Origin of the sequence: Mesorhizobium sp. LMG17149 (genome assembly GCF_024518695.1) — a bacterium.
Lineage (GTDB): Bacteria > Pseudomonadota > Alphaproteobacteria > Rhizobiales > Rhizobiaceae > Mesorhizobium.
Map to the genome: position 1 here is coordinate 218,350 of NZ_JANIFL010000008.1, position 15,972 is coordinate 234,321.

Genomic DNA, 15,972 nt, shown 5'->3' on the forward strand with positions numbered 1-15,972 from the left:
GGTCCGCTCCGGCGGACCAAGCCGTGGAAGCCAGAGCCGCACCAGACGATTTTTGTCGCGGTTCCGAGCCCGCTGGACTCAGTCCGGCGGGTTTTGTCGTTTTGGGGCCGGCAACTGCATGCGGCTCGACAGCAATCTGAGGTTGACCTCAGCTTTCAGCATGGCATTTTGATCCTGCGGGTATCGGTTGGCGTGTGGGAGCGCGTTGACGATCCGAGCCGGCAAGACGCTGACTCTGAAAGGGCTGTGCGCTCTCATGTTCGATGATCTTACGGACAGGATCTACGAGGCCGCGTTCGTGCCGGATTTGTGGGCGGGTGCGCTCGAAGCGGCCAGCGAGCTTTCGAGTTCGGCTGACGGCGCGATCTTCCTGTTCAGCGACGGCTCCCCTGTTCGCGGCCGGTTGAGTGACGAGTCTCCCGGGCATGGCAATTCCCTTGAAACCGTCCGCTCGCTGTTCGATGAATTCATTGCCGGCGACAGCTGGAAATTCTCCGATGCGATTCAGCGCATGTGCAGCCTGCAACCGGCGAGTTTCGTGCAGGTCGAAGATTTTCTGACTGCCGACGAGCTCGAGCATGATCCGGTACGGATACAATTGAGGGCGGCAGGTATCGGCGCTCACATCTGTTCGGCTGTTGCCATGCCGAGCGGCGAACTGGTTACATTTGTCTTTCAACGCTGGACGCGGGACGGCACCTACGATCAGACGTCGATCGACAGGCTCGACCAGCTTCGCCCGCACTTTTCGCGTGCCGGCCTGGTATCGGCGCGGCTGGGCATGGAGCAGGCCAAAGCGAGCGTCTCGGCGCTCGAGGCCCTTGGTCTGCCGGCGGCGGTAATGACCGCATCGGGACGCGTGCTGACGGCCAATGTGCTGCTGGAAAACATGCCATCCGTTTTCATCGCCGCCGCACATGGCGGCATGGCACTTGCCGACGTATCCGCCAATGAGCTTTTCCGGCAAGCCATTACGCACAATTTGCAAGATCGGGTCGTCCGTTCCATCCCCATTCCTGCCAGGGAAGGCCAACCGGCGCTGGTCATTCATCTCCTGCCGCTGCGCCGTGCCGCGCATGAGATCTTTTCCGGGGCTGACATTCTGGTTGCGGCGACGGCGATGAGCGCCAGCGCCACCGTGCCGTCGCCAAGCCTGCTTGCCGGCCTGTTCGACCTGACGCCCGCAGAGGCGCGGCTGGCGGCCTCCCTTGCGCAAGGGCGGCCGTTGAAGGAGGCAGCGGCAAGCTCCAACGTCACCGTCAAAACCAGCCGCACCTATCTCGAACGGATCTTCGCCAAGACCGGGACACGGCAACAAAGCCAGCTTGTCGCCTTGTTGAAGAGCGCGGAGCCGTTCCGATGAGCGGCGGCCTGATCGAAGCGATTTACGAGGCGGCTTTCGTTCCCGAGCTCTGGCCCGGCACGACCGGTTCCGCCTGCGGAGAGTTCCAACTGATTGTCGCTGATGCAGAACCGCGGCCGTTGAAGGATGCGGCGTCCGATCTGACCATCACCGTGAAAACCGGCTGCATCTATCTTGAGCGGATATTCGCCAAGACAGGAACCCGACAGCAAAGCCAGCTTGCCGCCTTGGTGAAGAACGCGGAGTTGGTAGCGCAGCCAACGAGGCACAAGTGACTTCCGATCTGGCCGACCGCATCTACGAGGCTGCATTCGTGCCGGAGATGTGGCGCGACGTCCTGGAGCAGTTGAGCAGCGAGTCCAACTCGGCTGCCGCCTCGCTTGTCCTGTTCGATGACCGAGCCCCGCCAAAATTCATCGCGACCGATTTGATCTCGCCAGTGCTGGAGGCTTTCGACGCTGCCAATGGATGGCAGAAGAGCGAGGAGGTGCAACTCCTCTTCTCGATGACCCCGCCTTCGGCTTTTGTCTACGACGCCGATTATTTCCCCGCCGGAGCTCTGGCAAGCAATCACCTGCGCCTCGATCGCACCCGGCCGCTGGGGATTGGCGGACAGATTGGTTCGTTCATCGTCATGCCGACGGGGGAAATGGCACTGTTTTCGACCGAGCGCTGGCGCGACAACGATCGTCCTTCGGCAGACGATCTCGCGCGAATGAACGCGCTGCGGCCGCATCTGGCGCGTGCCAGCCTGATTGCGGCGAGGCTCGGGCTTGAGCGCGCGCAAGGAACAGTTGCGGCAATGGAAAGAATGGGACTGCCGGCTGCTGTCCTTTCATCCAATGGACGCGTGCTGGCCACCAACCCGCTGCTTGAGGCCATGCCCGCGATGTTCCTGCCGGTCGCCTTCGGCAGCATGGCGATTGGCGATGTGCAAGCAGACCTTTTGTTTCAGCAAGCCATCGCCGCCGTGCGCAGCGAGATCGAACCCTCGGTCCGATCAATCCCGGTACCCGCGCGACAAGACAGGCAGTCGATCATCGTCCATGTCCTGCCGCTGCTCCGTTCGGCGCATGATATCTTTTCGGGGGGCGACATCCTGATCGCCGCGACGGCGGTGAGCGCCAGTTCCATGGTGCCTTCGCCAACCCTGCTTGCCGGCCTGTTCGACCTGACGCCCGCCGAAGCGCGGCTGGCGGCCGCCCTTTCGCAAGGGCGGCCGTTGAAGGAGGCGGCGGCGCGTTCCAACATCACCGTGAAAACCGGCCGCACCTATCTCGAACGGATTTTCGCCAAGACCGGAACCCGCCAGCAAAGCCAGCTCGTGGCGTTGCTGAAGAACGTGGAGCTGCCCAACCGCGGCTGACAAGTGGGCGCATACACCTGTCGCTCAATGTCCAAATGCGGAGAAGCCGAGCGCCACCAGAGTTCCTCCCAATACGATGTCTGCATGCTTTCGAAAACGTGCGTAAAATCGCTGGGCGACCGGTTGGGAAATACAAAGGCCGAGAAGGCCAAACCAGGCGATGGCAATGGCAAAAACCAGCACAGCCAAGGATAGGTGCATTGCCCCGCGCGCATCCAAGTTCAGTGTGGAGGACGCGAAGAACAATGCAGTTGCAGGGTTTGCCACTGCCGTGACAAAGCCCAGCCGAAAGTATCGCGTGATTGGAACGGGCTTCGGCACGTCGAAGCCAACCTTGATCGACAGCGCCCGCCGCATCGAATTCCAACCGATGAAGACCAGCATTGCACCGTAGAGGCTGGCGGCCATCTGGTGTGCGAAGCCCCCTGACGGCAACGCTCCGGCCCCAGTCGCGACGATGGTCGCCAGCGAACTCGCGCCCAAGGCAACACCGGCGGCGGCAGACAGAGCCGTGGCGCGCGAAGCGGTTAGCGCGGCCTGCGTGACGACGGCGAAGTTGGCGCCGGGCAGCATTGCCACCAGCGCATAGGAAATGGCGAACGGAAGCAACCCCGCCACCACGGCGTGTCCGGTTTCGAACATCGACTTTCCCCGCATCGGCAGCGGCCCGCCTCCTCAAGGCGGGCCGCTGCAATCGAGGGCGGAACTTGCACGGAATGCTTTGCCTCCGACAGTCGGCATATGCCGACTGTCGGGTTCCAAAAACCAGGTTGCTACCTGCGCCCGGTAAGCGGTTCGGTGCTCTTGAGCAGCGCCACCAGTTCACTCTGCTGGCGGGTTTCGGTCTTGGCGAAGATACGTTCGAGATAGGTGCGGCCGGTCTTTACCGTGATGTTGGACGCTGCCGCGACCTCCTTCAGCGAGCGTCCCGATGCCAGTTCCGTCGCCAGGCGGGCTTCGGCCGGCGTCAGGTCGAACAGCTCGCGGACATGCAACTCGAAGCCGTCGGGAATACGGCGGGCGACCTCCGTCACCATGACCACCGCGCAACGTTCGGACGCCAGGCCATAGGCGCGGGCATCGACGAACGGGGCCACCGACAGCACCAATCGCGCCAGGTCGGATTGCCGGCGATCGGACGGCACCAGCAGTGTACCGCCGACGCCGGGCATGACCCCGTCATGCAGCGAGCAGGCGTCGGCAACGAGCCGCTCCAGCTCCTGCGTATCCTCGGCACTGGCGGCCGCGATTGTCCCATCCCTCAATCGCAACGGACTGTCGGGCCGCGACAGCATCGCTTCGGCGGCCTCGTTCATCTGTGCGATCTGCTGATGGCCGTTGATCAGAAACACGCCGAATGGCAGATGCGAAAACGCCGACGCCAGAGCCGACGTTTTCTCCAACTGCTGGCCGATCTGTCCGGCGCGCCGCATATGCGGCACGATCTTGCGCAACAGGTCGATGTCTTCGGCGCCGAAGGCTTCCTGCCCTGGGCCGCGATCGATGCTGAGCATCCAGTGCGAGTCGTTCGACGAGAGCAGGTTGGAGACGAGGCCTTGATACATGTCGCGCGGCCGCAGCCAGTCCTGCCAGAGTTCGCGGCGGCGGAACGCCGCCACCTCCTCCGTAAGGGGCCAGCGACTGACCACGCCGAGAGGCAAGGCGGCCGATGCCGCCGCCAGCGGATCGCGCAGCAGGGCTTCGATGCCCTTTGGCGAGGTGAACTCGGGATCGAAATCGGTTGCAACCGCATCGAATGTGTGTGGGCTGATGCGCACGATGCAGGAGCGCGAGCCGCCGAACAGGTCGCGCAGGCCAGTTACCGCATCGAACCAGCGCTCCTGATCGTAAGCGGCCTCATAGACCTTGCCGACCACTGCGGAGACCGCTTCGATGCTCACGTCAGCCATTGACCCTTCCGGCGTTCAAGGATTGTCGTTGGGGAGATAGCCTAAACATGCGGATCGTCTCGTGCAAGTTGTGACGCTGTGCAGCCAAGTTGTGGTGGTTCCAGGTCAAGTCCGCGAAGCATTAGAAGAAACTAATCTGTGGTTTTGGAGTCACAGCCTCGTTCAACAAGGTCGTAACCACCCGACAAAGCGACGAACAGTCGTCATATGACGACTGTTCGGGATGCCTCGCCATTGTCAGGTTCGGCTTATTGCTCGTTGGATCTCTTCCAACGCTGAGCCGAAACAATCGTTGTGGGGTGGCTGAAGAGGCATCAAGTCTGGTGCAAGGCAACCCTGCGGCGTCATTCTCGGGGGTGGATGTTGGTTTTCTCTTTGAAAATTCGCCTGTCGTTTGTGCTTGCCGGGACAATGCTGCTGCTGACGACCGGCAGCGGCTTTGCGCAGTATCGCTGTCTGATAGACGACGGCACCGATGGTGGTGCGACCTCTTCCGGACCGAACAGCTTAGCGTGTGGCTCCCAGGCCAGCGCCAATCCGCCTGATCCGGCGAGCCCCACCTTTGGCTTTGCTACGGCTGTCGGAACCTTGGCCAAGGCTGAGGGGGACATATCGACCGCAGTGGGGACTTTCGCAACGGCCAATGGGCTGGGTTCCAGCGCGTTCGGTGCAAGTTCCAAGGCGACAGGCCGACTTTCAACGGCGACAGGCGCTTATGCGGAAGCAACGAGTTCGCAGTCCACCGCCACGGGCTACCACGCAATAGCGTCGGGCCCTGATGCCACCGCGACGGGACAGGGCGCCCAGGCCACGTCGCTCTATGCGACTGCGACCGGTTCGGCGAGCAAGGCCCTGGGCTACGGTTCAACGGCTACAGGCTACGACAGCCAGGCGAAGGGATCCACCGGCGAGGGAGGGGCAACGGCTACCGGAATGAGCAGCAAGGCACTGGGCGATTACTCGGTTTCGAATGGCTATTCCGCATCGGCTTATGGAGACAACAATACCGCTGTTGGAGCGCAGGCCATTACCGGCGGAACTTCAATAAACGGCTTCCAGAACAGGGCAAACACCGCCCTGGGCAGCGGCGCCTCGGCGGGCATCTCCGCCGATGGGCAGGTGAATTCGACGGCGGTCGGAGCTGGCGCCGCGGCCAATGCCTCGAACGCCCTGGCGTTGGGCAGCGGTGCGAAGGCCAATCTCGACAATTCCGTCGCCATCGGCCAGGGTATTGTGACCGACCGCACGAACCAGGTTAAGCTCGGCAGTGCCACGAACACCTATACGCTTTCGGGTGTTGCCTCGGATGCCAGCAGGGCTGAGCAGGTTGGCGTCACGCATCTGGTGACTACGGACGGTGCCGGCAATCTGGCGACATCCACCTTTGATATCGCAGCGTTGAACGACCTGCCAAACAACATCGCGGCTCTCGACGGCCGCGTCGGTGCGTTGGAGTCCGGCTTCCAGAACCTGGGCGGCGAGATCAGCGAAACCCGCACGGAAGCGCGTGCCGGCACCGCGCTGGCGTTGGCGACAGCGGGGCTGCGCTACGACGACAGGCCCGGCAAGCTGTCGCTGGCTGGCGGCTTCGGTCATTTCAAAGGGCAATCGGGGCTGGCGCTCGGCCTTGGCTACAACACCAGCGAGGAGTTCCGCATGAACGCTGCCGTATCGGCAACCACCGGCCGTGGCGACGTCGGCGTCAGCGTCGGAGCCTCATGGACACTGAACTGACGCGGCCGGGATGATGCGGGGTTTGGGGCTTCAGCATTCCGTGCCGTGGCAGTGGCGGGCGCCCGGTTGGCGGACTTCGGGCGCCCGCGGTTTTTTCGCCGCATTGGTGGCCATCACGCTGATGGCCGTCGCGGTGCCCGCGCAGCCGGCGCATGCGCAAACCAAGGAAAAGCGGGTGGGGCAAAAGGCGGCGCGGCCCGCCGGCATCGACCGCAATGGGGTGCTGATCCTGATCCGCGGTGCGCTTTTGGCGCTCGACCAAGCCAACAAGACCGGTAACTACACCGTTTTGCGCGATCTCGGCTCGCCGAATTTCCAGGCCAACAGTGCGGCAGGGCTCGGCGACATCTTCGCCAACCAGCGCAAGCAGGCACTCGACTTCGGTGCCGTCGCGGTGCTCGAGCCGCAGCTGACCTTGCTGCCTCAGATCGAGCCGAACGGTATGCTGCATATGGCTGGCTTCTTCCCGTCGGTACCCTTGCAGGTCAATTTCGAGCTTATGTTCGAGCCAACTGACCGGCAGTGGAAGATCTACGGCGTGTCCGTCAACCTGACATCAGGTGGCCCGCAAGCGCCCGACACGCCGGTGGCAGAGCAGTCGAAGCCGGACGCCGCCGGCCCGCCGCCGGAGGGGCCGTCGATGGCCGTACAGCCGAAGAAAGAGACCAAACCGGTCAAGCCGTAGCGTGTGGAGTGTTCATGCGCTGGTCCTGCCAAGTCCTGTGCGTAGCCTCGATGTCGGGAGCACCTGAGTTGACCGATGAAAAAAGGCTCCAGAGGTACGTTTGCATACTCGACCCGACCAACGCATGGACGGTCTGGGATTGCGAGATGGAGATGCCGGCTTCACTGGGAGGCCAGCTTCTGACCGGGCGGCCGAAGGAACGAGCCGAGGCTGCCCGCGCAATTCTGGAGCGTATCCACAAAAGCAAGATGGATGGTGGTAGGCCGAATCAGCTCGTCGATTAATCGTGCTCTCTGTTCATGCCTGGCCATGAGCGAGACCGCTTTATGGTCGGCTTCGCTAGCTGGCGACGCAGTGCCGGCTCAAGGCGCTTCGGCGTCGACACCGTGATCCCTGAGCCCAATGCTCCAAAGCCGGCCCCTGGTGCTGTCGGTCATGTTGCGCTGGGCAACAGAGGCGCCAGACACGCCTGCCGCAGAGCAGCCGCAGGCGACTGACGCCGGTCCCCCCAGATGCACCTTCAAAGGCCGCCCAGCCGAAGAAAGCAACAAACCTTAGGAACGCGGTGTACCTTGGGCTGACTGCTTTCGAAGGCCAACGACCCTTCGATATTAGCCAGACGGAATGTGTATCCCGGATGTAACAGCCCGGCTCCCGCAAGCCTTCAACGGCGGCATAAAGCGTCAGACCCTCGTCATATGACGACTAGGAAAGCCGGTCGCATTCGATCAGCCATTGGCAGGAAACACCGACGATCGCTTCGGCTTACCGCCGAAGGCGATCTGTCGGGATGGGGCAGGGGCAGACCATGAATTTCAGCAATCGCAATCGTCGCTATCGCAACCGCCTGCTGGTCAGCACGGCGATGGCCGGAGCGACGCTGCTCGGTTTTGGCCAGAGCGCCGACGCCGCCTGCGCGCCGGCGGCACCCCCCAATTATGTCTGCTCCGGTGCCAACACCACCGGCCAGATCGTACCCACCACGATCGGCTTGCCGCTCGACCTGGGCGACTTCATCGCCCTTGCCCTTGCTCCGGCCAACCCTTCGGTCACCACCGATCCGGGGTTCAGCGTTACCACCAGCGATCCCTTCTCGCTCGGCATACTGGGCAGCGGCGCGGTCAGCTACACCGATGCCAATTCTTCGGCGCTAAGCTCGACGACGGGCATCGGCCTTGGCGTCGTGTCGCTGGTTCCACAGATCACGGATCCCTTTTACGGGCCCAACCCAGGCGGCTCGGTCGCCATCGACACCGGCGGTGCCATATCGGGCTCGCTGATCGGGCTGGCGGCAATAAACACCGGTGACGGCACGACCAACGTTAAGGCCACCGGCGATATCACGGCGACCGGCGCCAATGGCTATGGCGTCGTCGTCTATTCGCTAGGCTCGGATGCCGACGTCACCACCGGAAAAGTGAGCGGCACCAATGTCGGCATTTCCGCGATCAACCAGGGGGCGACCGCAGCCCTGAGCATCACCGCCAATGGCGACGTGACTGGCGGCACCGGCGACGGCATCCATGCCGTCAATGGCGGACAACAACTCGATGTCGTCAATACGATTCTGAATGGTACCGTGACCTTTTCAGGCCCGACCGTCCCTGCTGGCAGCGATCTGAATGTCACCGCCTACGGCAAGGTGACCGGCGGCCGGTACGGCATCTTTGCCTCGAACGATGGCAGCGGCGCCACCAGCATCATAGCCACGACGGCTGCCGTAGCCGGGTCAAGCGAAGACGGTATTTATGCCACCAACGGCACCACGGCGACCGACCTGACGGTGAGTGCCGCGGCGGTTAGCGGCAAGGGCGGCATCGCCGTCACCAACAACGGCACAGGCTTCACCAGCGTTACGGCGACGGGCTTGGTGACTGGGGCAAGCAACAACGGCATCGATGCCTACACAGACGGGGCCGGACTGACGGTGAGTGCGGCGGCAGTCAGTGGTGGCTTCGCCGGCATCTATGCCCAGAACAACGGGACCGGTGCCACCAGCGTGACCGCGACGGGTACGGTGACTGGAACGGTCGACAACGGCATCGATGTCTACACACAGGGAACAGGCCTGACGGTGAGCGCCGTGACGGTTAATAGCGGCGAGAACGGCATCCGCGCCTACAACAGCGGCGACGGTGCCACCGATATCACAGCGACAGGCGCAGTGTCCGGGACCGGTTCCGATGGCATATTTGCCTTCAACAACACGGCGGCGACAGGCGGCTTGACCATCGATGCCGTGGCTGTCAGCGGCGGCAAATATGGCATCTATGCCGAGAATCAAGGCACCGGTGTCGCCAGCATCACTGCCAAGGGCGATGTGATGGGAACCGGGTATACGGGGATCGCAGCCGTCAATGGGATCGCAACCTTCAATCCGGACGGCACAATTGCCAGCGTTGCGGCAAGCCTCAATGCCACCGATCTGACGGTGGACGCGGCGGCGGTCAGCGGCAGCCATCACGGCATCTATGCCTACAATGCCGGCTCAGGAGCCACGAAAATCACGGCGAAAGGCTTGGTGACTGGTCTTACCGGCATTCATGTCACCAACGCCGGCGGCACGACGAGCCTGACGGTTGATGCCGCGGCAGTCGAAGGCTTCACCGGCATCTATGCACGGAACTTCGGCACCGGCGCCACCAGCATTACAGCGACAGGTGCGGTGACCGGGGACATCGGTCCCGGCATCGATGTGGCCAATTACGGGACAGACCTGACGGTCGACGCCATGGCTGTCAGCGGCGACAACACGGGCCTCGCTGCCTTCAACTTCGGCACCGGCGCCACCAAGGTCACGGCGAAAGGCGCGGCCACCGGGACATTCGGCGCCGGCATCCAGGTGCGAACCGGTACTACAACGACAGGCGGAGTGACGATCGACGCCGCGGCAGCCAGTGGTGGCCAGTTCGGCATCCTGGCCGAGAACAACGGCGCCGGTGCCACCACCATCACGGCCACCGGCACGGTCGAAGGCGGCAACGCCGCGATCAAAGCAATATCGTCCGCCGGCCAAGCGATTTCCATCACCACCAGCGGCCTGGTGCGCAACAGCTCGCAGATAGCTAGCCTTGTAGCGGTAGAGACCTCGGGTGGGCCGGTGACCTTCACCAACAATGGCGGGCTGCTTGGCACCGTCAAGCTCGGCACTGCCGCCAATATTGTCGCCAACAACGCAACCTGGAACACCGCCGGCATCAATGAGTTTGGTGGCGGCACGCTGACCAATGATGTTGGCAAGGACATTGTCACCGCCGCCGTCGGTTATGATAGCCCGGTGACGACGACATTCAAGGCGTTGTCCAACTTCACCAACAATGGCAGGCTGACCATGGCCAATGGCATTGCCGGCGATGTCACCAACCAGTTTGCCGGCGATGCGACGTTCGCGGCCGGCTCGGTGCTGGCCGTCGATATCAATGGCACGGGTGCATCCGACCGGTTCGCAGTCGAAGGAACGGCCGATCTGTCCGGCGCGACGCTGGCGGTAACGGCTCAGGGCCTCGCCGTCGGCACCTACACGGTGGTGTCCGCCGGCAGCGGGCTTGGCGGGACGACATTCCAGGCGTTGACCGGCGCCACCAGCACTCCATTCCTGTCTGTGACCGACACCTATGATGCCAACAACGCCTATCTCGACGTGACCAAGGTGCGCGACTTCGCCGATGCCGGGCTGACGCCGAACCAGATTGCCACCGGTGAAGGGCTGGACAGCCTGACCGGTGGGGCTGTGTTCAATGCCGTTGCCGGTCTAGCCACCGACGCCGAAGCCCAGGCAGCCTTCGACCAGCTTTCGGGGGAAATCCACGCCTCGGCCAAGGGCATGCTGGTCGAGGACAGCCGCTTCGTCCGCGACGCAGCGACCAGCCGCATCCGCGCCGCTTTCGGCGATGTTGGCGCGGCCGCATTGCCGGTCATGGCCTATGGCGAAGGCGGCCCCAAAATGGTCGCCGCCGACACCGACCGTTTTGCCGTCTGGGGCCAGGCTTTTGGTTCCTGGGGCAGCACGGACTCCGACGGCAATGCCGCCGCCTTCGATCGTTCCACCGGTGGCCTGTTGGCCGGCGCCGACACGCTGGTGGGCGGCTGGCGTGTCGGTTTGCTCGGCGGCTACAGCCATTCGAGCTTCGACGCCGACGATCGCAACTCTTCGGGCAAGAGCGACAGCTATCATCTAGGCCTCTATGGCGGCACCAACTGGGGCGCCATCGCTTTCCGCACCGGCGCTGCCTACTCCTGGAGCAGTCTTTCGACCAAACGCTCGGTTGCTTTCAACGGCTTCACGGATGGGTTGTCGGCCGACTACGATGCCGGCACCGCGCAGGTCTTCGGCGAACTCGCCTACAAGGCCGATGCCGGACAATTCAGGTTCGAACCGTTCGCCAACCTGGCCTATGTCAGCGTCCATACCGACGGCTTCACCGAAGACGGTGGCGATGCGGCACTGACCAGCGCCGGTACGTCCACCGATGCGACCTTCACCACGCTCGGCCTGCGCGGTTCCTCGGACTTCGCGTTTGGCGGCATGAACGTCACCGCGCGCGGCATGCTCGGCTGGCGTCATGCCTTCGGCGATGTCACGCCGACCTCCAGCTTCGCCTTCGCCGGCGGCGACGCCTTCACCATCGCCGGCGTGCCGATCGCCAGGGACAGCGCGGTCGTCGAGGCTGGGCTCGACTTCAACATGTCGGCCAACGCGACGCTGGGCCTGGCCTATACCGGCCAATTCGGCGGCGGCACGGTCGACCAGGGCGCCAAGGTCGATCTCGCCGTGAAGTTCTGACGGCAACAAGGTGGCGAGCAGCAAGAAGCGCACCGTCACCACGGTAATGGCAAGAAACTGCTGGAGGTTGCATGGTCAAGTCAAAGGTCGATTTCCACACGAAGCATGAAAGCGGTTTTGCCCCAACACAGGGATGTAAACTGCCATTCGACACGGACCTTCTGGAAGGCGAGGCCAAGGCGCGAGAGAAATTGCTTGGCAAGCAGAACGCTTTCCTTTCCAAGACAAGACGTTCCGCCAAAGACGTCGACCATCTGATCGAAGAGATGGTCGCGTTCGAAAAGATCCGGTCTGGGCACTATTGGCGAGACTATCGGGCGGACCTGATTGCGCGGAACGTGCGATCGGCGGTTGGCAAAACAGGATCCTTGCTCGATCTAGGCAGATTGTCGCAACGACCAGCGACCAGCACGGTTATGATACCACGCCTCGATATACCGGACCTGGGGCCAGTTCCTTTTGGTCCGGTCGAACGGGGGGAATTGCAGAGGATCGACCTGAACACGGTCGATCGAGGAACCTACTTCGACAAGTGGTTCAACTATAATGGACGGTGGACGCTCACCCAACTCTACGATCATGCCGTGACCGATCCGGTACCGCTCTCGATGGATTTCGTCAGTGCCAACAATCTGGACCCATACGATTCGGATGGCCTGCGCGCCACGAGCGAGACCGGCATCTGGTTCACCTATGTGCCGGACATGGACGGCTACGTGACGGTTTTCTGGCTATCGGACCGCGTGACCTATCGCCTGTTCAGACAATACTATCCTCGCGATGCCGACGGCTGGGCGAATGGTTGGCTCTCGGTGGAAGGAGTTGTCGGCATCTGGACGAACAATTCATTCGCGGGTCGCGACTACGTCGAAATTTCGAGCAGCAACGGCAATGCGCACGACACGCTACAAGCGAGCGGGGTCCTTTTCATCCACAACAGTACATACCCCGTCCAGGCGGGGAAACCGGTCCATGTGCTGATCGGAACGCGGTCGAAAGTCTTTAGTGTCTGCGACGGAACGGGCATCAATTTGGGGGCGGGCGTTGTCGCGCGAATTGATCACCCCATTTCCATCTTCACGCGAGCGGGACTGGAGCCATATTCGCCGTTCTACTGAACCTGGATGACAACTGGCCGCTACCGTTTCGAGGCATTCGACCTGGGGTAGGTGGAGCTGTCGGGCCGATAACCGGCAGGCCGGAAAGCCGACGCGCGATTTTTTGCGCCGTCCGTCGAACAAGGGGCGGTCGCGCTCCGGGCGATCCGGCGGTCTTGAGCGCGCAGCGCACGCGGTGCGGTCTTTGGCTCCAAAAACGTTGCGAAACGACCCGAGAGCGGTTATACAGACCGCGAATTTCCCATTTTGGTGGCTCTAAACCACCGCCCGCGCGGGAACGCGGGCGAACGAGAAGGATTTGTAAAATGGCCAATACGCTGCTGATGCCCAAGGCGACCGCTGTCTGGCTGGTCGACAATACCGCACTTTCCTTCGAGCAGATCGCGCAGTTCTGCGGGCTGCACCCGCTCGAGGTCAAGGCAATCGCCGACGGTGAATCGGCGCAAGGCATCAAGGGCATGGACCCGATCATGACCGGACAGCTGACCCGCGACGAGATCGCCCGTGCCGAGAAGGATCCGAACCAGCGCTTGAAGCTTTCGGATCCCAAGGTGCGGGTGCCTGAATCCAAGCGCAAGGGTCCGCGCTACACGCCGCTGTCGAAGCGCCAGGACCGGCCGAACGCGATTCTGTGGCTGGTGCGCAACCATCCCGAGCTCAAGGACGCGCAGATCTCGCGCCTCGTCGGCACCACCAAGTCCACGATCGAGCAGATCCGTGAGCGCAAGCATTGGAATTCGGCCAATCTACAGCCGATGGACCCGGTGACGCTGGGCCTCGCCTCGCAGATCGACCTCGACATGGAAGTCAATCGCGCCTCCCGCGGCCGCGAACAGGCGCAGCCGGTCGGCGACACGCTGCTGCCGGCGGCCTTGACCGAGCGGCTGGTGCCGGCTCCCGAGAAGCCGAAGGACGAGGACGCCGAACTCGACGCCAACGCCGTGTTCGCCAAGCTCTCGGCCTTGAAGTCGAAGAACACGGACAATGACGACGACGAGTGAGGTTGTCTGATATTCCAAGAAAGCCCGCTTCGAGCGGGCTTTTTTTGTAGCTGCGTCAGGTTTCAGCTGCGCGCCGCGCGATCCGGCGCCATGCCATAATCCTCGCTGCGCTCCACCGCCCGGTAGAAGTCGGCAAGCTGCTTGCCACGCTCCGGCTTGAAGATGCGGCCGGCGATGACCACCGAGGCGATGCGATCGATGCGGAAGGCGCGAAAATCGTCGCGCATCTCGCACCAGGCGACCAGCGTCCACACCTTTCCCCAGAACCACAGGCCGAGCGGGCGGATATCGCGGGCGGTGCCGCGGCCGGCCTCGTCGGAATAGTCGATGGTCAGCACCTGGCGCTTTTCGACCGCGCGCTCGATCAGGTCGATGGCCTCGCGGGCAGCGTCGCTGACCACCCACATCGGCGTGTGGATCTCGGTGCGGGCAATGCGGTCCTTTTCGGCATCGGGCAGGACGGCGCCGATCTTGACCAGCGCTTCGTCGGCGGCGCGCGCCATGGCGGCACCGCCAAAGGCACGCACCATGCGGGCGCCGGCGACCAGCGCGACGATTTCGTCACGCGTGAACATCAGCGGCGGAAGGTCGAACCCCTCCCTCATCATGTAGCCAACGCCGGCCTCGCCGTCGATCGGCACTCCGGTCGACTGCAAGTCGGCAATGTCGCGATAGATGGTTCGCTCGGAAACCTCGAGCCACGTGCCGAGCTTCTGGGCGGTGACCAGTCGGCCACCGCGCAGATGCTGCACGATCTGGAAGAGCCTGTCGGCGCGGCGCATCGTATGGTCCCTCGGCGTTGTCTCTATGCATGTCGCCCAAAACTGATGTCCACTTTTGGACGGCACGGCATCGTGTTTTCGCGCATGCCGTTATCCCAAAACCGCAGAACACTTTTGGGCGGCGTGCCTCATGGTTCCAGCCCTTCGCGCTTGCGCTGCGCGGCGACGAACTCCGCGCCGAAGGACAGTTTCTTCGTCGTCGGTGTTTTCGCATCGAGCACGCGCCAGAACGGTGCCACGTCACTCAGCGCCATGCCGCGCTGGAGGTCCTCGTTGGCGGCTTCGGCAACAGTGCGCAGATGATAGCCTATGGTGACCGGGCATGTCACTTCGGCGCCATGCTGGATGGCAAGTGCTGTCCGCAGCGCACGCACATCCATCTCGATGCCTTCGGGAATCGAGCGGATGAAATCATCAACCTGGCGCGCCGTCGGCACCAGCATAAGCTGGCCTTCGACGACATCGGCCATCGTGCGCGGCGTTGGCTTCACGCCGTTGATGCCTGGTGTGCTCAGTCTGTCGTTCCAACTCTTCATCGATCGTCCTTGACGCCAATGCGCGGTGTCCGAAGCTGACACCATTGCACGGCCCTCCTGACAGCATACTGTCAGGAGCCTTCAGCATATTCCTTGGCAAACAGTGTCCGCATCCGCGCGAGATCGCTGCCTCTTTCGGGGTAGAGCGTCTTCAGAAAGGCGAGCGCGAAGGTGCCCGGCGCCGAGCCCGGCGCGGAAACAATTTTGCCGTCGGCTACGGCATGCGGCACATCCTGGTAGTTCTCGGCACCGGCATAACCGGTTTCATGACCCTTGATCCACTCGCGGCCATTGCTGGTATGCTTGGCCTTCTCGAACAGGCCGGCGCGGGCCAGCGCCAGCGTGCCGGCGCAGATGCCGCCGACCACACCGCCGCGCGATGCAATGGCGGCGAGCAGGTTGCCTACATCAGGCTGTGCCTTGCTCGTCCACTGGTCGGAACCAATGACGGCAATGGCATCGAGATCGGCATTCTCGCTGGCGCCTGTTGAGCGATCGGGGATCAGCCGAAAGCCGCTGATCCCGGTCACTGGGTTGCCATCAGGCGTCAGCGACACGGCACGGGCGCCGAACCATTCGACCGCCGAGGCCGCCAGCAGCCCATACTCCCAGTCGGCAAAACCTTCGATGAAAAGGAAACCGATCGTCTTCTGTTCGGGCATAAGCTCGCTCCCATCCTCACGCACCGGACCTG

Annotated in this window: 14 protein-coding genes; 9 read left to right on the forward strand and 5 right to left on the reverse strand. The window is 62.9% G+C overall.

Annotated features, from left to right (window positions below; translation table 11 throughout):
- Positions 1-256: 256 nt before the first annotated feature.
- From NP945_RS20660 to NP945_RS20670, 3 genes are read left to right on the forward strand one after another with little or no spacing between them, the layout of a single operon-like run.
- Positions 257-1,363, forward strand: a complete 1,107-nt coding sequence (locus tag NP945_RS20660) for a helix-turn-helix transcriptional regulator (RefSeq protein ID WP_127270920.1) — start codon at positions 257-259, stop codon at positions 1,361-1,363.
- The gene (locus NP945_RS20665) at positions 1,360-1,638 is read left to right on the forward strand and encodes a hypothetical protein (protein ID WP_256747393.1); all 279 of its coding nucleotides are present in this window, start codon (positions 1,360-1,362) and stop codon (positions 1,636-1,638) included. The genes NP945_RS20660 and NP945_RS20665 overlap by 4 nt, the downstream gene beginning before the upstream one ends.
- Entirely contained in the window at positions 1,635-2,729 is a 1,095-nt protein-coding gene (locus tag NP945_RS20670) for a helix-turn-helix transcriptional regulator (RefSeq protein WP_127273828.1), read from the forward strand. Before NP945_RS20665 ends, NP945_RS20670 begins: the two co-directional genes overlap by 4 nt.
- Before the next feature lie 24 nt (positions 2,730-2,753).
- Here NP945_RS20670 and NP945_RS20675 read toward each other — a convergent pair whose 3' ends face one another.
- Together NP945_RS20675 and NP945_RS20680 are read right to left on the reverse strand one after the other, a co-directional pair.
- A complete protein-coding gene (locus NP945_RS20675; RefSeq protein ID WP_127271743.1) occupies positions 2,754-3,371 on the reverse strand; it encodes a LysE family transporter in 618 nt (205 codons plus the stop codon).
- Between the two features lie 131 nt (positions 3,372-3,502).
- On the reverse strand, positions 3,503-4,639 hold the full coding sequence (locus tag NP945_RS20680; protein WP_256747394.1) for a helix-turn-helix transcriptional regulator: 1,137 nt from the start codon (positions 4,637-4,639) through the stop codon (positions 3,503-3,505).
- Positions 4,640-5,050: 411 nt separating this feature from the next.
- Between NP945_RS20680 and NP945_RS20685 the strand changes: the two genes are divergently transcribed.
- The 6 genes from NP945_RS20685 (at position 5,051) to NP945_RS20710 (ending at position 13,960) form a co-directional block, all read left to right on the forward strand.
- Entirely contained in the window at positions 5,051-6,373 is a 1,323-nt protein-coding gene (locus tag NP945_RS20685; protein ID WP_245456832.1) for a YadA-like family protein, read from the forward strand.
- A gap of 10 nt (positions 6,374-6,383) precedes the next feature.
- The gene (locus NP945_RS20690; RefSeq protein ID WP_372337985.1) at positions 6,384-7,058 is read left to right on the forward strand and encodes a hypothetical protein; all 675 of its coding nucleotides are present in this window, start codon (positions 6,384-6,386) and stop codon (positions 7,056-7,058) included.
- A gap of 68 nt (positions 7,059-7,126) precedes the next feature.
- A complete protein-coding gene (locus NP945_RS20695) occupies positions 7,127-7,342 on the forward strand; it encodes a hypothetical protein (protein WP_256747395.1) in 216 nt (71 codons plus the stop codon).
- Between the two features lie 524 nt (positions 7,343-7,866).
- A complete protein-coding gene (locus tag NP945_RS20700) occupies positions 7,867-11,841 on the forward strand; it encodes an autotransporter domain-containing protein (RefSeq protein WP_256747396.1) in 3,975 nt (1,324 codons plus the stop codon).
- A 71-nt stretch (positions 11,842-11,912) separates the two neighbouring features.
- A complete protein-coding gene (locus tag NP945_RS20705) occupies positions 11,913-12,959 on the forward strand; it encodes a hypothetical protein (protein ID WP_127330968.1) in 1,047 nt (348 codons plus the stop codon).
- Between the two features lie 305 nt (positions 12,960-13,264).
- Positions 13,265-13,960 (forward strand): DUF1013 domain-containing protein, encoded by a 696-nt coding sequence (locus NP945_RS20710; RefSeq protein WP_023810957.1) that lies wholly within the window; start codon positions 13,265-13,267, stop codon positions 13,958-13,960.
- 62 nt (positions 13,961-14,022) lie between these two features.
- Here NP945_RS20710 and NP945_RS20715 read toward each other — a convergent pair whose 3' ends face one another.
- The 3 genes from NP945_RS20715 to NP945_RS20725 form a co-directional block, all read right to left on the reverse strand.
- Positions 14,023-14,742: a YafY family protein gene (locus tag NP945_RS20715; RefSeq protein ID WP_013529238.1), complete on the reverse strand. Its 720-nt coding sequence runs from the start codon at positions 14,740-14,742 to the stop codon at positions 14,023-14,025.
- A gap of 128 nt (positions 14,743-14,870) precedes the next feature.
- Positions 14,871-15,278 carry a hypothetical protein gene (locus NP945_RS20720; RefSeq protein ID WP_256747397.1) on the reverse strand — a complete coding sequence of 136 codons (408 nt, stop codon included), beginning with the start codon at positions 15,276-15,278 and terminating at the stop codon, positions 14,871-14,873.
- A 71-nt stretch (positions 15,279-15,349) separates the two neighbouring features.
- A complete protein-coding gene (locus NP945_RS20725; RefSeq protein ID WP_256747398.1) occupies positions 15,350-15,940 on the reverse strand; it encodes a DJ-1/PfpI family protein in 591 nt (196 codons plus the stop codon).
- Between the last annotated feature and the right edge of the window lie 32 nt (positions 15,941-15,972).